General features: G+C 66.6%; 16 protein-coding genes. 5 read left to right on the top strand and 11 right to left on the bottom strand.

Annotation, left to right across the window (positions count from 1 at the left end):
* The 3 genes from CI15_RS19355 to mprF form a co-directional block, all read right to left on the bottom strand.
* Positions 1 to 269: pyridoxal-phosphate dependent enzyme (locus tag CI15_RS19355; RefSeq protein WP_153041143.1), on the bottom strand; the 269-nt coding region annotated here is incomplete at its 3' end.
* Between the two features lie 498 nt (positions 270 to 767).
* Positions 768 to 2,033 carry a virulence factor family protein gene (locus CI15_RS19350; RefSeq protein ID WP_062129880.1) on the bottom strand — a complete coding sequence of 422 codons (1,266 nt, stop codon included), beginning with the start codon at positions 2,031 to 2,033 and terminating at the stop codon, positions 768 to 770.
* Entirely contained in the window at positions 2,030 to 4,621 is a 2,592-nt protein-coding gene (gene mprF / locus CI15_RS19345) for a bifunctional lysylphosphatidylglycerol flippase/synthetase MprF (RefSeq protein WP_062129879.1), read from the bottom strand. The genes CI15_RS19350 and mprF overlap by 4 nt, the downstream gene beginning before the upstream one ends.
* 339 nt (positions 4,622 to 4,960) lie before the next feature.
* Here mprF and CI15_RS38060 point away from each other — a divergent pair, with 339 nt between their 5' ends.
* A complete protein-coding gene (locus tag CI15_RS38060; RefSeq protein WP_277621040.1) occupies positions 4,961 to 5,089 on the top strand; it encodes a hypothetical protein in 129 nt (42 codons plus the stop codon).
* Between the two features lie 114 nt (positions 5,090 to 5,203).
* Here the strand turns inward: CI15_RS38060 and CI15_RS37325 are convergent, their stop codons facing one another.
* The gene (locus CI15_RS37325) at positions 5,204 to 5,344 is read right to left on the bottom strand and encodes a hypothetical protein (RefSeq protein WP_162842054.1); all 141 of its coding nucleotides are present in this window, start codon (positions 5,342 to 5,344) and stop codon (positions 5,204 to 5,206) included.
* Between the two features lie 229 nt (positions 5,345 to 5,573).
* On the opposite strand from CI15_RS37325, the gene CI15_RS19340 reads away from it, so the two are divergent.
* A complete protein-coding gene (locus tag CI15_RS19340; RefSeq protein WP_062129927.1) occupies positions 5,574 to 6,977 on the top strand; it encodes an MFS transporter in 1,404 nt (467 codons plus the stop codon).
* 51 nt (positions 6,978 to 7,028) lie between these two features.
* Here the strand turns inward: CI15_RS19340 and CI15_RS19335 are convergent, their stop codons facing one another.
* The 5 genes from CI15_RS19335 to CI15_RS19315 form a co-directional block, all read right to left on the bottom strand.
* Positions 7,029 to 7,523 (bottom strand): DUF421 domain-containing protein, encoded by a 495-nt coding sequence (locus tag CI15_RS19335; protein WP_062129878.1) that lies wholly within the window; start codon positions 7,521 to 7,523, stop codon positions 7,029 to 7,031.
* Between the two features lie 26 nt (positions 7,524 to 7,549).
* On the bottom strand, positions 7,550 to 8,215 hold the full coding sequence (locus tag CI15_RS19330; protein WP_062129877.1) for a glycosyltransferase family 2 protein: 666 nt from the start codon (positions 8,213 to 8,215) through the stop codon (positions 7,550 to 7,552).
* Positions 8,212 to 8,817 carry a class I SAM-dependent methyltransferase gene (locus tag CI15_RS19325; protein WP_062129876.1) on the bottom strand — a complete coding sequence of 202 codons (606 nt, stop codon included), beginning with the start codon at positions 8,815 to 8,817 and terminating at the stop codon, positions 8,212 to 8,214. The genes CI15_RS19330 and CI15_RS19325 overlap by 4 nt, the downstream gene beginning before the upstream one ends.
* Before the next feature lie 34 nt (positions 8,818 to 8,851).
* Positions 8,852 to 10,084, bottom strand: coding sequence for an acyl-CoA dehydrogenase family protein (locus CI15_RS19320; RefSeq protein WP_062129926.1), 1,233 nt, complete (start codon positions 10,082 to 10,084; stop codon positions 8,852 to 8,854).
* 121 nt (positions 10,085 to 10,205) lie between these two features.
* The gene (locus tag CI15_RS19315; protein WP_062129875.1) at positions 10,206 to 12,179 is read right to left on the bottom strand and encodes a PAS domain-containing hybrid sensor histidine kinase/response regulator; all 1,974 of its coding nucleotides are present in this window, start codon (positions 12,177 to 12,179) and stop codon (positions 10,206 to 10,208) included.
* Positions 12,180 to 12,460: 281 nt separating this feature from the next.
* Here CI15_RS19315 and CI15_RS19310 point away from each other — a divergent pair, with 281 nt between their 5' ends.
* The gene (locus CI15_RS19310; protein ID WP_153041148.1) at positions 12,461 to 12,694 is read left to right on the top strand and encodes a hypothetical protein; all 234 of its coding nucleotides are present in this window, start codon (positions 12,461 to 12,463) and stop codon (positions 12,692 to 12,694) included.
* Between the two features lie 138 nt (positions 12,695 to 12,832).
* Here CI15_RS19310 and CI15_RS19305 read toward each other — a convergent pair whose 3' ends face one another.
* Positions 12,833 to 13,891, bottom strand: coding sequence for an NAD(P)/FAD-dependent oxidoreductase (locus tag CI15_RS19305; RefSeq protein ID WP_062129873.1), 1,059 nt, complete (start codon positions 13,889 to 13,891; stop codon positions 12,833 to 12,835).
* A 244-nt stretch (positions 13,892 to 14,135) separates the two neighbouring features.
* On the opposite strand from CI15_RS19305, the gene CI15_RS19300 reads away from it, so the two are divergent.
* Positions 14,136 to 14,573 (top strand): carboxymuconolactone decarboxylase family protein, encoded by a 438-nt coding sequence (locus CI15_RS19300; protein WP_062129872.1) that lies wholly within the window; start codon positions 14,136 to 14,138, stop codon positions 14,571 to 14,573.
* A gap of 29 nt (positions 14,574 to 14,602) precedes the next feature.
* Here the strand turns inward: CI15_RS19300 and CI15_RS19295 are convergent, their stop codons facing one another.
* A complete protein-coding gene (locus tag CI15_RS19295) occupies positions 14,603 to 15,463 on the bottom strand; it encodes a LysR family transcriptional regulator (RefSeq protein ID WP_062129871.1) in 861 nt (286 codons plus the stop codon).
* Between the two features lie 151 nt (positions 15,464 to 15,614).
* On the opposite strand from CI15_RS19295, the gene CI15_RS19290 reads away from it, so the two are divergent.
* Positions 15,615 to 17,015, top strand: a complete 1,401-nt coding sequence (locus CI15_RS19290) for a DHA2 family efflux MFS transporter permease subunit (RefSeq protein WP_062129925.1) — start codon at positions 15,615 to 15,617, stop codon at positions 17,013 to 17,015.
* Positions 17,016 to 17,049 lie beyond the last annotated feature (34 nt).

Genomic DNA, 17,049 nt, shown 5'->3' with positions numbered 1-17,049 from the left:
TTATACACACCCCCTCCTGGCGCCTCGGCCGGAATATGCGCCATCTTGTTGTACGCGCCGCGCAGCTTGAACGAGAACACCGGCTGGTTGTCCTCGCGCTTCAGATAGACCGGGTTGCGCAGCCGCGCCGACAGGTTCGGCGCGCGTTCGAGTTCGGTCTCGCGCGCGACGTCGTAGACGCGGGCGGTGAGGATCTTCTTCAGGTAGTCGTGAGAAGGCGCGACGCGCCCGGCCGTTGCGACGGCCCGTTCGAGTTCGGTTAACAGCACGGCAAGCTCCTGGGTGGCAATATCCGATGCAACAACGAATCAACGGCGATCGATCACGATCGCAGCATGTTCGCCAGGAGGCAGGCAGAGAATGAACCTGAAAGCGGACATAAAAAAACCCGCCTCGTTTGGCGGGTTATGTGTCACTACAAGTCGACGCGCGCTAACCCACCATTCGATGAATGATGCTAATAATCAGCGCAATACGGATGTCGAGGCAGTTCATGGCAGCGATCTTCGTCGACTTGGCGGGCTTTGTCAATCTTTGCGAACCTTGAGGCTTTCCGCGCGTCAGCGAGGGCGATCATCGGGCTCGGCACCTCACGAGAAGGGTACGCGGTCAAATCTCATCGAGCACTGCCGAACTGTAAATCGTCAGCCACCCTAATCAATGCCGTTACCGCAGAGCGATTCAATGACCGCGTGCCGGTGCGCCCGGCCCATAAAAAAACGGGGCGCGCCAGCCAGCGCGCCCCGCCCATACGACCAGCGCCGCAATCAATCGCGCACGCCGCTCTGCTTTTTGAACGCCGTGAGAATCCGCTGCTCGAGCACGTTGTAGTCGCGACCAAAGTGATGATCGCCGGAGGTGCGGATCACTTCGACGCCGGTCTTGTCGAGCGTCGGACACAGCGTGTCGGTTTCGCTCTCGCCATAGAAGCATTGGACGATCGACGGCGGCACATGAGTCAACTCGGGCCGCACGTTCAGCGCCTTGTCGCTCGCGGGCATACCGAGCCAGCCGCCGACGCGGATCTGGAAATCGGCGTCGGGCGCGAAGCCGAGCAGCGAAATCAGCGACACCTTATCGCGCTGCGCCTGCGGCAGACGGTTATACGCGAACGGCATCACGTCGGCGCCGAACGAATAGCCGATCAGTGCGACGTGCTGCGCGTGCCAGCGCGCGCCGTAGGTTTGCATCACGCGCGCGAGATCGCGGCTCGTTTGCGCGGGCGGCTTTTCGCTCCAGAAATAGCGCAGGCTGTCCCAGCCGATCACGGACACGCCATCCTTCTGCAGCGCCTGCGCGATCGTCTTGTCGAGATCGCGCCAGCCGCCGTCGCCGGAAATCACGATCGCCATCAAGCCATTCGGATGCGCGGCCGGCAACTCGATCAGCGGCAGATCGGAGACGTCGTCGTCGCTCGTCGAAAGCGCCTGCAGATGCGGCGTCACCAGCGCAACGAGACGCGCGCGATCGGCATTGCCCGTGCTCGCCTTTTCGACGAAACCCGGCACCTTGTCGCGAATCACGGTCGGATCGGGCGCGCACGGTTCAAAGCGCGCGTCGAGCCTGTGCTCGGCATCGACCGACACCGCGCCGGCGATCGTATTGGACGGCGCCTGCTCGAGCACGTGCATCGCGAGCGTCGCGCCCTGCCCCGTACCCGCGACGATCGGCGCGAAATAGTGGCTCGACTGCGATTGCCGTTCGAGTTGATGGCTCAGCGCTTCGGCATCGCCCACCAGCTGATGGCAGGTTTCCTTCATCGCGGCGAGGTTGGCCGCGTAGCGCGCGGTATCGACACCGACCGTCAACGCGCCCGCTTTCGCGAGCGCATCGGCGCTTTGCTGATCGGCCGCGCTCCAGCCGCTGGCCTGCGAATACAGCACGACGAAGCCACGCAGCGGCCCCTCGGGCTGCGTGACGCGCACGTCGCCATAGCGGCCGCCCGGCACGGTGGTGGTGGCCGCGTGCGCGAGCGCGCCGCAGCAGAGAACGCTCGCCGCGACGGCGAGCCGGAAAAACGGATGCAATGTCATGAACGCCGGCCTCCTGCCAGCAGCGACAGGTCCGCGAGCGTGAAGAACACGCCCGAGCCGGATGCCGCGAGATAGCGCGGCTCCCAGCGCGGCTGGAACTTGCTCTTGAAAGCACGCAGGCCGCGGAAGTTATAGAAGCGGCCGCCGAAGCGCCACACGATGCCGGCCAGCCGGTGCCAGCGCGACGCGAGTGGCGTGGGCTGCACGCCTGAGAGCGGCGCAATGCCGAGACTGAGCGAGCGGAAGCCCGCCTCTTTCAGATGCAGCGCGAGCTGCGTGAACAGATATTCCATCGCATAAGGCGACGCGCTTTCGACGTGACGCATCACGCCGACGGTCGCCTCGGTATTCATATCGGTCGTCATGAAGGTCACGAACGCGAGCGGCTCGCCGTTCTGGCGCACCAGCATCACCGATTGCGCGGCCAGGTATTCGTCATTGAACGCCGCGACCGAGAAGCTCTTCTCGCGCGCGTCGCGGCTGTCGAGCCAGCCGTCGGAAATGCCGCGCAGCGTTTCGAGCGACGCCGGCACATTCGCCTGATCGATCACTTCGACGGTGAAGCCGTCACGCTCGCCGCGCTTGAGCGCATAGCGCAGATGCGCGCGATGCGAGCCCTTCAGATCGAAGTCGTCGAGCACGACGTGCGCTTCCTCGCCGAGCTTCATCAGCGTGAGACCCGCGTCGAGGTACAGCGGCAGCGCGTTCGCGCGTACCTGGTAGAACGCGGCGCGGCCGCCGTGCGCATGCGCGAGCGCGACGAACTTGCTGATGAGGCCCGCCCACTCTTCGCGCGGACCCACCGGATCGTGCAATGCGGCCCACGTGCGGCCGTATTTGGCGTACATCAGGAACGCCTCACGCGACTCCGAAAACAGGAAGCTCTTGTCGCCCATCAGGGCGAGACCGGCGTCGCTGCGCTCCTGCGCGCGCACGATCCGCGCGGCGTCGTGTAGATCTTCAGGCTCGGGCTTGACGAAGCGGCCCGGCGCCGGACGCAGCAACTGCCAGAACGAGAACGTCGCGGCGAACAGGGCCGCGGCAAGCGTCGCGCGCAATGCGCGCGGCGCGCGCTCGTCGAACGCGAATTGCCACCACAGGTCGCGTGTGTACGGCACGTCACGGAAGGCGAATAGCATGACCCACGTCGCGAACATCAGCACCATCGCGACCGACACGAGCCAGCCGGCCGTAAAGCGCTCGGCGAACAGCGACGAATGACGGTTGAAGCGCTTGCGCGTCGCGAGCAGCAAGACGATCAGCATGCCGAGCACACCGGCTTCGACGAACGCGAGACCTTTGGTCAGCGACAGCGCGAGGCTCAGCACGGCGAGACCGAGCGTCATCCACCAGGCGGCGTCGAGCCGCCGCAGCAGTCCGCGCGCGACGAACAGCAGCAGCACGCCGAGCACGCTGCACAGCATCTGCGAGCCTTCGAGCACCCACAGCGGCACGACGTCGCGAAGCATATGAATGCGCTGCCAGAACGCCGGCGTCGCGCTCGAAATCACCAGCATGCCGCCGACCACGAACGTGACGAGGCTCAGAAACAGCGGCGCGAGTTCCGACACTCGCTCCGCCTGCAACAGCGACAGACGGCTCTTCAGCGCGCGCCCCTCGAAGCCCGCGAGCAGCGCCGCGGAGACGACCAGCGGCACGCCAAAATAGATCGCTCGATAAGCGAGCAGCGCGGCGACCATCTGATGCATCTGCACGCTGCCGGAGAGCGTGAACACCATCGCCGCCTCGAACACACCGACGCCGCCGGGCGTATGGCCGATCATGCCGAGCAGCATCGCGGCCGCGTAGACCGTGATGAAGCCGACGAAGCTCACATTCGCATGCGGCAGCAATGCCCACAGCGCGAGACCCGCGGCGATCACGTCGAGCACCGCCAGCGCGACCTGCGCAAGCAGATCGCGGCGCGCTGGAATATCGAACGACAGCCATTGCCAGCGTGTGCGGACCGGCCGCGTTTCGCGGCGGCACGCGGCGGCGGCGAGCGCCAGCGCGATCAGCAGCGCCGCGCCGCTCCAGCGCAGCGCGACTGGCGAAAGATGCAGCATCGGCGCCAGTTGGCCGGCCATGCAGACCATGCCGAGCGCGGTCATCAACACGAGCGCGAGCGCGAGCGACACGCTCGTGAACACCGTCATGCGGCCGATCTGCGCGGCCGTGATATTCGCGACGCCGTAGACGCGCACGCGCACCGCCCCGCCTGTCAGCGCGCCGAAACCGGTCGCATTGCCGAGCGCCGAGCCGGCGGTCGCCCCCACCCACAGCGCCGCACGCGGCACGCTCGCGCCGAGATAGCGCAGCCCGACCGCGTCGCGCCCGACGAGGGCGACGTAGCTGAGCGCGGTCGCGCCGAGCGCGCCGATCCACTCGCGCGCCGACAGCTCACGCAGCTCACGGATCACCGACCGGTAATCCACCGCCTCCGACAGATGTTGCAGCACGACCAGCAACAGCCCGCAAATGACGAGCGCCAGCACGGGCGACAGAAGCCCCCGGCTGCCCAGCGCTTTCGCTGTGCGGCCGAGCAGCGCGCCGAGGCGTTCGAACCTGTGTTGAAGTCGGTGAAACATGGTCAATGCGGGCCTTGCGAGGAGCGGTCGCGTCGACGGGTCGTCGCGCGCGGGATCGCCTGTGGCGGCGATTACAAAGTGATAACGGCAAATCGTGCAAAAGGTTGACAGCATTAGCTATTTTGCTGTCAGTTCGCTTGCGCGGCGCGCGTCAAAAGCGCGCGATTGTAATGCCTGCGCGCGCGATGCGTGGCATCGATTCGGGCAAAGCGGCATCAAGATTCGGCCGGCACGTGCCGTAATCAGGATCAGAAGCGCGATGCACGACCCGGAGCGGCGACCGGCGCCGCGTGCGCGGCACGCACCGTATGAAGGTCCGGATCAGGAAGGGGGATGGCGATGGCAGCTCAGGATTGGCTGGCAGCGGGCGTTTATCTGGTGGGACTGGCTGCGGTGGTGCTGCTGATCAGCACCCTGTCGATGCGCGCGACGCACACGCGCAAAGCGCCGTCGCGAACGCGGGACTGACGCACTGCGCAGGCTCCGCTTAACGGGGGCCACAAAGCGCAATGCCCGCTACGCGAGCGGGCATCGACACAATAGCGGGGGCCTGAGCGGCCCGCGGGCGACGCCTGCCGGGGCTTAGTTCGGGCGGCGATGCGCCTCGGCGATCACGGCGCAGTTCTGCAGATGCAGATTCAGCGCATGCAGCGCGAGCGCGCGCAGCTTGCCGAAGAACGTGGTGGCGGGAGTGGAACGGACAGCGTTCGATGCAGTGTTCATGACTGGCTCCTCATTAGGGTTTATACCTAAGCAATAACCCGATTATAGTCTTCTCATGGCGCGCCGCAACAAAAATTAATCATTTAGCGACGTTGCGACACCACATTCGCGCGACGGCTGCAGAAAACCGTAAAAGGGCGGCATCGATCGGCCGGGTGTTAACAATCCGCACCGTACAGGTGCAATAATGACCCCTTTGCCTGCGACGCTTTACCGCAGCCTCGCCGTCATGACCGTCGCCCAGATTCAGAAAGCTCTGATTGCGCCCCTAATCGTCGCCTGCGCGATGTTCATGGAAAGCGTCGACGCCAACGTGATCGTCACCGCGCTGCCGGCCATGGCGCGCGATTTCGGGCGCGATCCGGTCACGCTGAAAATCGCGGTCACGAGCTACGTGCTCGGGCTCGGCGTGTTCATCCCGGTGTGCGGCTGGCTCGCCGACAAGTTCGGCGCGCGCACGGTGTTTCGCACGGCAATCGGCATCTTCGTGACGGGCTCGCTGTTGTGCGCGGCGTCGAACTCGCTCGCCACCTTTACGATTGCGCGTTTCATTCAGGGCGTCGGCGGCGCGATGATGGTGCCCGTCGGGCGGATCATCATTTTTCGCGTGGTGGAGAAAGCCGACTTCATCCGCGCGATGAACTACCTGAGCGTGCCCGCGATGCTCGGCCCCGCCGCGGGTCCGCTGCTCGGCGGCTTCATCACCACCTATCTGCACTGGCGGCTGATCTTCTTCATCAACGTGCCGATCGGCATCCTCGGCATCTATCTGACCAATCGCTATATCGCCAACACGCGCGAGCCCGACCCCGGTCCGCTCGACTGGATCGGCTTCCTGCTGTCCGCGGCGGGCGCGGTGCTGCTGTTGCTCGGCCTCTCGCTGGTCGGCGGCGAACTGATTTCGAATCTGGACGCGTTCGGTATGTGCGGGATCGGCGCGGTGCTGCTCGCGATCTATGTCGTGTACGCGCAGCGCGCCGCGTTGCCGCTGCTCGACCTGCGCTTTTTCAAGGTGCCGACCTTCCAGGCGAGCGTGCTCGGCGGCTCGCTGTTTCGCATCGGCCTCGGCGCGTTGCCGTTCCTGCTGCCGCTGCTGCTGCAGGAAGGTCACGGCATGAGCGCGTTCCAATCAGGGCTGATCACCTGCGCGTCCGCGTTCGGCGGCATGTTCATGCGCACGGTCGCCTCCACCGTGCTGCGCCGTTTCGGTTTTCGCCAGGTGCTGGTGTTCAACGCCGCGCTGTCGGGCCTTTCGATCGCCGCGTGCGGGCTCTTCTTCCCCCACACGCCGACGTGGATCATCTGGGTCGTCGTGCTGCTCGGCGGCTTCTTCCCCGCGCTGCAGTTCACGAGCCTCAATTCGCTGACCTACGCGGAGATCGCGAGCCGCGACGTCGGCCGCGCAACGAGCCTCGGCAGCGTCGTGCAGCAGATGTCGCTCGGCCTCGGCGTGACGGTCGGCGGGATCGTGCTGCAGATTTCGCGCGCGCTGCATGGGCATCCGAGCATCATGTGGTCGGATTTCTGGCCCGCGTTCCTCGTGGTCGGCCTGTGCTCGTTCGCCTCGATTCCGGTCACGCTGCGCTTGCCGCGCGGCGCGGGCGAAGAGATCTCGCGCGGCGGGCGTGGCTGAGCGCGTCGGCGCGTCTGCCGTAGCCGCCCCGCCCTTCACGTATTCGCGCGCTCACGCGCGCTTGTGGATCACGCTGACTTCGCCGTTGCGTTCGAGAATCGCGGCGGCCACGTCGTCCATCGAGCGCGAGCCGGTCTTCTGCCGCACGCTTTCCTCGACGTCGGTGCGCGTGACGAGCGCCGCATGCATTTCGTTCGCGTTGAACTGGCCGTTGCTGAACACCTCGCGTTCGGCGCCGCCCACCAGCCGTTCGAAGCGACGCGACCGCATGCACGCCCACGCGAGCATCCGGTGACAGGCGACGATCGCGAACGACGCGACCACGGTCGCGATAAACGGCGACGCGCCGACGATCGCCCGGCTCAGCGTCGCGCCGAGCAGAATCACGACGACCGAATCGAACGGCGAGCGTTGACCGAACGAGCGTCGCCCCGATACGCGGATCAGCACCAGCGCGATCACGAACACGACGATCGAGCGCAGGCCCATCTGCAACGGGTCGAGACTCCTGCCTTCGCCGAATAGAACGAAAATTGCCTCCATCATGTTCGCCCTCCTCGCCCGCTCGTCGTTCAGGCCGGCGCGCTACCGGTCGCCCACGCGATCAGCGTGTCGCTGAAACCGCCGCGCACGCGAGCTGCGGCGCGCGCGCTCGTGGTCACGCGCGGCGCGGCGCTCCACGCGATGCGCGCGCCAGTCGCGATCAGTCGATCGACGAGCGCGACATCCTCGCTGCACCTGAGCGGCGGAAAGCCGCCCGCGCGCCGATAGGCATCCGCCGAGACGCCAAGGTTCGCGCCATGCACGTGACGATGTCCGTCGGCGTCCACATAGGTCTTGCGAAAGTATTCGCGCACGCTGTGCGGATGCGCGCTCCAGTCGTCGACGGCGATCGAGCCGCATACCGCATCGGCGTCGAGCGCCAGTTGCGCGGCCAGCCAGTTGGGCGACACGCGGCTATCGGCATCGGTGAACGCGAGCCAGCGCGCGCCTTGCGCGAGCACCAGCGACGCGCCGAGCGCCCGCGCGACACCGACGTTGCGCGCCTTCAGCGAGAGCGTCTGCACGCCGTAGGCGCGCGCGATCGCGCCGCTAAAATCGCTGCACGCGTCGAGCGCGACGACGATCCGCACGGGCTCGCCGGCGAGCGCGTCGTGCCGCGACGCTTCGAGCAACGCCGCGAGGCACCCCGCGATCAACGCTTCTTCGTTATGCGCCGGAACGATCACGCCGATCATAGAAGCCCCTCGCATTGCGCGACCGAACGTGGGTCGCGCGACCACACGTCGATCAGCAGATCGGCCTCGTCGTGATGCGCGAGACGCGCGAGTGCGCAGCGCGCATCGAACAGCGCATGCGCGTGGTCGGCGGATTCCCGCGCTTCGGCGAACGGCCGGCGCCAATGACAGGCGAGCAGCGTGCCGTCCGTCGTCAACGATCCGGCGATGCGCGCGGCCAGCGTTTCAAGCTCGGCCGCGTCGAGGTAGTACGCGAATTCGCTGATCACGATCAGATCGAAGGGCCCATCCTCCCTCGGCCATTCGCGCGGCACCGTGCGCTGTTCGATCCGCACGTTCGATGCCCCCGCCACGCGTTCGCGCGCAAGCTCGACGGCGCGCGCGTGCAGATCGGCGGCGAGCAGCGCGTCGCAACGCCGCGCGAGCTCAGCCGTCAACTCACCGTTCGCGCAGGCCGGTTCGAACGCGTTGCGATAGCGCGGCCGCGGCAGCAGCGCGAGCGTCAACGAACGCTTGCGGCGTTCGTACCAGCCTTCGCGCAGACGCCACGGGTCGTCGCTGCGTCGGTAGAGTTCATCGAAGTACAGCATCGTCGTGCTCATATCAGCGATCCTCCGAAGGCTGGGGAAGAAGGCGTCATAGCGCCCACGGCGGATCGGGATGCGTGGACGCGTGCGGCGATAGAAACGCGGCAGTCGTCTCACCGGCTGTGGCAAGCCGCTCGCCGAGCGCGGCGAGATCGCGCTCGGCGTGGCTTTGCCGCAGAAACACAGGCAGATCGGCGAGCGCGCGTGCGAAGCGCGCGTTGCGGCACAACGGGCCCGCACCGAGCGCGCGCGTTGCGTGATCGATCACGGCGCTGGCGGCCTGCTCGACGACAAGCCGCGCGCGCAATGCGACTCGCTGCGCGTCCGCCGATGGGTTCGCGTCGATCCACGTGGCGCTCTCGCGCAGCACCGCGGCGGCGGCCTGCAAGGCGACATCCGTCGCACCGAGATGCGCGAGGCGATGCGCATCGGCGCGCTGAGCGCAGGCGTCGCGCAGCGTGCGGCCGATCTGCGCGGCCGCACCGTACCAGCACGCGGCGATACCGGCGCCGCCATGCCAGAAGCCCGCGCGGAGCAGATACGCCTGCGGTGCGCCGACGAGCGTCGCCGCCGTGTCGTCAAACGTGACGTCCGCGCTCGCGGTCGCCCGCATGCCGACGGCCTGCCACTTCGATTCATCGATCGAGATCGAGCGCTGGTTCATTGCGACGGCCGCGAGCACGGGCTCGTCATCGCGCCATGCGGTCACGAGCGCATGGGTCAGCGTTCGCGCGCCGGAGCACCACGCCTTGGTGCCGGACAGGCGCAGCTGAGCGCCTTCGGCGGAGACGTTTCGGATTCCCTGGTTGATGCCACCCGCGGCACTCGCGGCACTCGCGGCACTCGCGGCACTCACGCGCGCGTCCGGTGCCTCGGCGGCCCACACGCCCCAGCGGCTTGCCATGGGCGGCACGGGGCCATCGAGCTCGGCGAGAATCGCGAGCGCATCGGTATGGCCTTCGAACAGTTTGACGAGACCGAGGTCGGTCGCGGCAACGGCCGCCAGTGCGCGCCAGCGCACCAGCGTCTCGCCGCGCCCCGGCAACGGCAAGCTCGGCGGGCGATCGAAGCCGCGCTCGATCAGCTTCGCGAGCAGCGCACCGAGCGCGAGCGGATCGTTGGCATCGAAGCGCACGTCGCGCAGGAAATCGTCGAGCGATTGAGCGGGGTTGCCGGGCTGCCGCGTGCGCTCGCTCGCGCCTCGTGCGCGGCGAGCTGTGTCGTCCGAACCTTGCCGTGACTGGGCCTTGAAACTGGCCGCGTGGTCGCCTGTGTCGAGCATCGTGCCTCCCTGCGACGGTTCGATCCACGAGCCGCCGAGCGGCGACGGACCTGAACCCATGCAGGGTTACAGCAAGCACCGTGCCCCGCCTGACGAGGCCCGACGCGCAGCGAAACAGCGGCTACGTCCCCCCGCTTGCGCTGAGGCGCCCATCGGCCTTGGCGAGCAACGCATCGAGGACCGCCATCTCGACCGGCTTCACGAGGTGCGCATGAAACCCCGCCTCGCGCGTGCGATCGAGATCGCTCGCATGACCGAAGCCCGTCATCGCCGCGTACATCGTGCGGGACATCTCGGGCAGCGGGCGCATCGCCGCGAGCGTCGCGTAGCCATCCATCTTCGGCATCGCGATGTCGATCAGCGCGAGATGCGGCGCGAAGCGCGGCGCGATCTGCACCGCCTGCTCGCCTTCGTAGGCGATACGCACCTCGTGGCCCTTCAGTTCGAGCAGCATCGCGAGGCTGTCGGCCGAATCGTGATTGTCGTCGACGAGCAGAATCCGCAGCGGCTGCACGTCGGGGGCGGCGGTGATCGTGCTGGCCTGCGTGGCATCGGGCTGCGCGGGCGCGAGCGGCAGACTCAGCGTGAACGTGCTGCCGAGCCCAACCCCTTCACTGCTCGCGACGATGCTGCCGCCATGCATTTCGACGAGCGACTTGCACAGCGTAAGGCCGATTCCGAGGCCGCCCTCGCCGCCGCTCGGGCCGTCCTTTTCCTGCACGAACAGCTCGAAGATCTTGTCGAGCGAGCGCACCGGAATGCCGCAGCCGGCGTCGCGCACTTCGAGCACCGCCATGCGAAAGTCGACACGGCCCTGCACGTCGATCACGCTGCCGTTCGGTGAAAACTTCGACGCGTTGTGCACCAGGTTTTGCAGCACCTGTACGAGCCGGGTCATGTCGCCGCGAATCACCACCGATTCGTCGGGCACATGAGCGACCACGCGCTGCTCGCGCGAATCGGTGAACGGACGCGCCGCTTCGATCGCGCGCGCGATCAGTTCGGCGAGATCGACGCGCGCGATGCGCAGCTCGACCTTGTCGGACATGATGCGGCCGATATCGAGCAGATCGTCGACGAGCCGCGTCAGGTGTGTGACCTGGCGGTCGATCAGATCGCGCGCCTGAGCGAGCGTCGGGCTCAGATTGGTTTCCATCTGCATCGTGCCGACCGCGTTGCGCACCGGCGCGAGCGGATTGCGCAGTTCGTGCGCGAGCGTCGCGAGAAACTCACGCATGCGCTCGCTCGAGCGTTCGAGCTCCTCGTGCTGACGCCGCTCGGTCAGATCGCGTGTGACCTTCGCGAAGCCGCGCAGCCGGCGCGCTTCGTCGTACACGGCAGTGATCACCACGTTCGCCCAGAACGTCGAGCCGTCCTTGCGTACCCGCCAGCCTTCGTCTTCGACCGCGCCGATCTGCCGCGCAATGGCGAGCTCGCGCGCGGGCTTGCCGGCCGCGGCTTCCTCCGGCACATAGAACAGCGAGAAATGCCTGCCGACGATTTCGTCGTGCGTATAGCCCTTGATGCGCGCGGCGCCCGAGTTCCAGCTGACGACGAAGCCTTGCGGATCGAGCATGAAGATCGCGTAGTCCTTCACGTTGTCGACGAGCAAGCGGAAGCGCTCCTCGCTTTGCCGCAACGCTTCGAGATATTCGCGCTGCGCGGTCAGATCGCGCGTGATCTTCGCGAAGCCCGTGAGCGTGCCCGCTTCGTTGCGGACCGCCGTGATCACGACGTTCGCCCAGAACGTCGTGCCGTCCTTGCGCACGCGCCAGCCTTCATCCTCGAAGCGGCCCGTCAGCGCCGCCTGTTCCAGTTCGTAGGTCGGCCAGCCGCGCGCGACCGCCTCCTCGGTATAGAAGCGCGAGAAGTGCTGGCCGACGATCTCGCTTTCCGTGTAGCCCTTCAGCTTTTGCGCGCCGACGTTCCAGCTGGCGATGTGTCCGGTCGCGTCGAGCAGGAAGATCGCGTAGTCCGAGATCGCCTGCACGAGCGAGGAATAATCGACGCCGAGGGGCGCTGACGGCGCAGCCTCGGCCTGCACGCGGGCGGGCTCACCGTGGTCGCGGAAAGAAGAAGCATCGAGCTGGGTCATGGCGGGCACGAAATGGGAATTGTGGTTTTAAGCAAACCTCGCGCCTGGCCGGCGACAGAGTCTTCGCGCAAGCGTTGGCGCGGTCCACGCACGGGCCGGAATGCGTCGCAATGCACGCTGGCGCGCCGGCTCTTCTGGCGCAGAGCTTATAACGACGGGCCCCTCGATTGCTAGCGGGTAATCAGGGAGAACGTCGCCGCGTGGCGGTTGCGGCTTCCTTTCTGGCCATCCGTTAGCAAAAACAGGAGTGACAATTGAAAAAGTTATTCAAGACTTTCGCCATCAGCTTCGCGACGCCGCTCGCGCTCGCCGCGGCGGTGAGCTTCCCGTCTACCGCCGCGCAGGCCGAGGGCTGCACCAAGGGTGCGGTCGTGGGCGGCGTGGGCGGCCACGTGGTCGGAAATCATGGGGTAGCGGGCGCGGCGGCAGGCTGCGCGGTCGGCCATCATGAGGCCAAAAAGAAGGACAAGGCGGCGAGCGCCGCGGCCGCCGCGAGTGAGCCGCAGGGAAAATAGCGCGTGCGGCGACGAACCCGGGCAGGTCCTAATGAGCAGGTAGTGGCATCACGCTAAAGGTAAAGGCCGGCCCGACTTCGCCTCGCCATGCATTCGCACGCCCTGCGAGGCGAAGCCCCTGCTCTGCTTGCGCGCCCGTCAACCGGCCGCGCCGATCTTTTCCGCGAGCTTCGTGTCGTAGCTCGAATGAACGTGCACGCGTTTTTTGTCGGGATACGCGTAGGCGTACGCCTTGCGCAAAGCGAGCGACGCTTCGTGAAAGCCCGACAGGATCAGCTTCTGCTTGTTCGGATAGTTCGCGATATCGCCGACGGCGAAGATGCCCGGCCGCGAGCTTTCGTAGTTCGATGTATCGACGTCGACGCGGCCGCCATGAATCGTCAGTCCCCACTGCGCGATCGGGCCGAGATCGGCGACGAGTCCGTACAGCGCGATCAGATGATCGGCCTCGAGTTGCCGCTCGCCATCGATCTGCCGCAGCGTCAGCGAACGCAGCCCGCCGTCTTCCACATTCAGCGCCGCGATCCCGCCGATGACGAAGTCCATCTCGCCCGCGTCGACCGCGCGCCGCATCTGCTCGACGCTCGAATCGGCCGCACTGAAGCCGGCGCGCCGATGCACGAGCGTCACGCGCCGCGCGACCTTGCGTAATGCCAGCGCCCAATCGAGCGCCGAATCGCCGCCGCCCGCGACGACCACGTTTGCGTCGGCGAAATCCGCGAGACGCGGCACGCTGTAGTGCACGTGGCGCTTTTCGAGCGGCCCGGCTTCGGCGAGCGGGAGCTTTTGCGGTACGAACGCGCCGTTGCCGGCGGCGAGCAGGATCGCCGCGGCATCGAACACGAGGCCGCGCTGCGTGCGCACGGTCCAGCGTCCGTCTTCACGCTGCTCGACCGTGTCGACGCGTTGTTCCAGATGAATCGGCGCATCGAACGGCTTGCACTGCGCGAGCAGCCGCTCGACCAGTTCGCGCGACGTGCACGACACGATGGCGGGAATATCGTAGATCGGCTTGTCCGGATACAGCTCGATGCACTGGCCACCGACCCGCCCCAGGATGTCGACGATCTGACAGCTGAGGCCGATCACGCCGGCTTCGAACGCCGCGAATAACCCCACGGGGCCGGCGCCGACGATCAGGACATCGGTGCGGATCGGCGGGTTCGGAGGTTCGGACGGGTCGGCGGCGAGGGTCATGGGGCGGGTCTCCGGTTCACGATGCGTGGCGCGAGGGAAGAATCGATAGCCCACCATACCGAATCGGCCCGCACGCGGCAACGATGCCATCGTCGTCGGTAAGGATGCTCGGCAGGCACGTTCAGCGCCTGAAAGTGGTCACCTGAAAATTTTCGAAACCGGCCATTTTTACAATCCATTTCCCGGACTAATCTAACACCTGTCCGTTGCACTACATCGTCCCACCCACCTCCTGGAGCCCATCATGGAACAACGTCTCGACTTCTACAAAGCCAACCCCGCCGCGATCAAGGCGCTGCTCGCCGTCGAAGAACGCATCGGCAAGTCCGCACTCGAAAAATCGCTGACCGAACTCGTGCGGCTGCGCGCCTCCCAGATCAACGGCTGCGCGTATTGCGTCGACATGCACACGAGCGACGCGCGCAAAGGCGGCGAAACCGAGCGGCGTCTCGCGACCGTCGTCGTGTGGCGCGAAACGCCGTTCTTCACGGACCGCGAGCGTGCGGCGCTCGAGTGGACCGAAGCGGTGACGCTGGTGTCGCACGAGCATGTGCCCGACGCGGTATGGCAGGCCGTGCGGCCGCATTTCAGCGACGAGGAACTGGTCGACCTGACGCTGCTCGTCTCGGCGATCAATGCCTGGAACCGCTTCGCGATCTCGTTCCGGAAGATGCCGGCCTGAGCCTCAGCATCAGCCTCAGCGGCGGCGCCTCACTCGCCGATCCACGAGCCGCGCAGGTCGCTGTCATGCAGCAGTTGCAGCAGCGTGCCCGCGGGGCGGCTCAGGCGTTTCGCCGCGAGCGCGATGAATTCCACCGACGGCAACGTCGGCAGGCCAGCCGCATTCAGCGGCGCCGCGAGCCCCCGCGCGGCCAGATACTGCGGACGCACGGTGATGCCGAGTCCGCCACGGGCCGCCGCGATACAGCCGGAATGACTGCTGCTCGTGCAGACGATCTGCCAGCTAGCGCCGACTTCGGCGAGAGCGTCGAGCACGACCGCGCGCGTCACGCTCGGCTCGGCGACGAGAATCAGCGGCAGCGGCTGGCTCAGATCGACGAGCGTGCCGGTGCGCGCGAGCCATTCGAGCCGGCCGGTGAAAAGCGGCACCCCGCGCCGGTCACCGAGCCGGCGCTTGCCGACCAGCAGATCGATCGAACCCGCTTCGAGCAGTTCATAGAGCCTGCCCGTCATGCCGATCGTGATTTCGAGCTCGACGTCGGGATGCGCGTTGCGAAATGCCGCGAGCACGGTGGGCAGCGGCCCGAGCGCGATGTCGTCCGACGAGCCGAGCCGCACGCGCCCCTTTAGACGCGGCGCCCGGAACTGCGATTCCGCGCGCGACAGCGCCTGCAGGATCACGCTCGCGTGCGCGAGCATCGCTTCGCCATCGGGGGTCATCGCGAGTGAATGGGTGTCGCGCACGAACAGGCGCCGGCCCACGCTCTGTTCGAGGCGCCGGATATGTTCGCTGACGCTCGACTGCGTCAGGTCGAGCCGCCGCCCCGCTTCGGTGAAGCTGTGGCAGGCCGCGACGGTCGAGAAGGTCTTGAGCCAGATCGGATTGAGCATGCGTGATTGTCGCGCTGCTTATCGGCAATGTCGATAACAGTCAGCGAGCCTAGTGGGGTTCCCGATTGACGAGGATGTCAATAAGATGACGGAATTCCGCCTGACCCTGCGTGGGCGACGCTTTGCCGCCACCGCGCCCGCTGTCGAAAACATGACCAAGGATTCCTCCCACACCGCCCTACTGTGGATCGTCGCTGCCGGCTTCTTCATGCAGTCGCTCGACACGACGATCGTCAACACCGCGCTGCCGTCGATCGCCAACAGCCTGCACGTCGCACCGCTCGCGACGCAACCGATCGTCGTCGCCTACACGCTGACGATGGCGATGCTCACGCCCGCCTCCGGCTGGCTCGCCGACCGCTTCGGCACCCGCCGCGTCTATTTCGCCGCCATCCTCGTGTTCGTGCTCGGTTCGATCTGCTGCGCGAGTGCGCACACGCTCGGCCAACTGGTGATGGCACGCGTGCTGCAAGGCCTCGGCGGCTCGATGCTGCTGCCGATCGGACGGCTCGCGGTGCTGCGCAGCGTGTCCGGCGAACAGTACGTCTCGGCGCTCGCGTTCATCTCGATCGCGGGCCAGCTCGGGCCGATCGCCGGCCCGACGCTCGGCGGCTGGTTCGTGCAGGCCATCACCTGGCACTGGATCTTTCTGATCAACGTGCCGATCGGCACGGTCGGTCTGTATGCGGTGTACCGCTTCTTGCCGTCGCATGACGAAGCGCAGGCGCCGCCGTTCGATTTCATCGGCTGCACGCTGCTGTCGCTGTGCATGATCGCGTTCTCGCTCGCGATCGACGCACCGGTCCCCTCGCATCGCGCGGCGTGGTCGGCGGGGCTGTTCGCGCTGGCCGTCGCGAGCGCGCTCACCTACATTCCGTACGCGAGAAGCCGCCGCGATCCGCTGTTCAAGCTGTCGTTGTTCGGCGAGCCGAACTTCAGCGTCGGCTTGATCGGCAACCTCGTGTGCCGGGTCGGTTCGAGCGCGGTGCCGTTCCTCGTGCCGCTGCTGCTGCAGTTGCAGCTCGGCTATTCGCCGCTGCACTCCGGTCTGATGATGCTGCCCGCGGCGCTCGCCGGCACGCTCGCGAAACGCTGGATCGCACCGCTCGTGCGCCGCTACGGTTACGACACGTTCCTGCTCGTCAACACGATCATCGTCGGCTCGGCAATCGTTGCGTTCTCGCTGATCTCGCGCGGCACGCCGCTCGTGATCGAAATCGCGGTTCTCGCCGTGTTCGGCGCGGCCAACTCGATGCAGTTCGCGGCGATGAACAGCGTCACGCTGAAAGACCTGTCGCACGAAGACGCGGGCAGCGGCAACAGCCTGTTCTCCATGGTGCAGATGCTCGCGATCGGGCTCGGTGTGTCGATCGGCGGCGGCCTCGTGAATCTGTTCGCGGCGCAGTGGGGCTCGGCGGAACTCGGCTTCAGGCTCGCGTTCGTGTGTGTCGGCGTGATCACGCTGGTGTCCGCGTGGGTCTTCCGCCATCTCGACGACCCGTCGGGCACGCGCGTAATTCGCGGGCAGGCCGCGCCCAGCGCGGGACGCTGAGATGCGTCGTGTTTCATCACACTTCACACGCCTC

Origin of the sequence: Paraburkholderia monticola (assembly GCF_001580545.1) — a bacterium.
In the GTDB taxonomy this organism is placed as follows: Bacteria; Pseudomonadota; Gammaproteobacteria; order Burkholderiales; family Burkholderiaceae; genus Paraburkholderia; species Paraburkholderia monticola.
Note: the sequence above shows the minus strand (reverse complement) of the source record. Positions and strands in the feature narration are given on the sequence as shown.

Bases quoted from the DNA above. Each gene is read 5' to 3' on its own strand.
- CI15_RS19350 (WP_062129880.1), bottom strand. From the start codon at position 2,033: ATGACATTGCATCCGTTTTTCCGGCTCGCCGTCGCGGCGAGCGTTCTC.
- mprF (WP_062129879.1), bottom strand. From the start codon at position 4,621: ATGTTTCACCGACTTCAACACAGGTTCGAACGCCTCGGCGCGCTGCTC.
- CI15_RS38060 (WP_277621040.1), top strand. From the start codon at position 4,961: ATGGCAGCTCAGGATTGGCTGGCAGCGGGCGTTTATCTGGTGGGACTG.
- CI15_RS37325 (WP_162842054.1), bottom strand. From the start codon at position 5,344: ATGAACACTGCATCGAACGCTGTCCGTTCCACTCCCGCCACCACGTTC.
- CI15_RS19340 (WP_062129927.1), top strand. From the start codon at position 5,574: ATGACCGTCGCCCAGATTCAGAAAGCTCTGATTGCGCCCCTAATCGTC.
- CI15_RS19335 (WP_062129878.1), bottom strand. From the start codon at position 7,523: ATGATGGAGGCAATTTTCGTTCTATTCGGCGAAGGCAGGAGTCTCGAC.
- CI15_RS19330 (WP_062129877.1), bottom strand. From the start codon at position 8,215: ATGATCGGCGTGATCGTTCCGGCGCATAACGAAGAAGCGTTGATCGCG.
- CI15_RS19325 (WP_062129876.1), bottom strand. From the start codon at position 8,817: ATGAGCACGACGATGCTGTACTTCGATGAACTCTACCGACGCAGCGAC.
- CI15_RS19320 (WP_062129926.1), bottom strand. From the start codon at position 10,084: ATGCTCGACACAGGCGACCACGCGGCCAGTTTCAAGGCCCAGTCACGG.
- CI15_RS19315 (WP_062129875.1), bottom strand. From the start codon at position 12,179: ATGACCCAGCTCGATGCTTCTTCTTTCCGCGACCACGGTGAGCCCGCC.
- CI15_RS19305 (WP_062129873.1), bottom strand. From the start codon at position 13,891: ATGACCCTCGCCGCCGACCCGTCCGAACCTCCGAACCCGCCGATCCGC.
- CI15_RS19300 (WP_062129872.1), top strand. From the start codon at position 14,136: ATGGAACAACGTCTCGACTTCTACAAAGCCAACCCCGCCGCGATCAAG.
- CI15_RS19295 (WP_062129871.1), bottom strand. From the start codon at position 15,463: ATGCTCAATCCGATCTGGCTCAAGACCTTCTCGACCGTCGCGGCCTGC.
- CI15_RS19290 (WP_062129925.1), top strand. From the start codon at position 15,615: ATGACCAAGGATTCCTCCCACACCGCCCTACTGTGGATCGTCGCTGCC.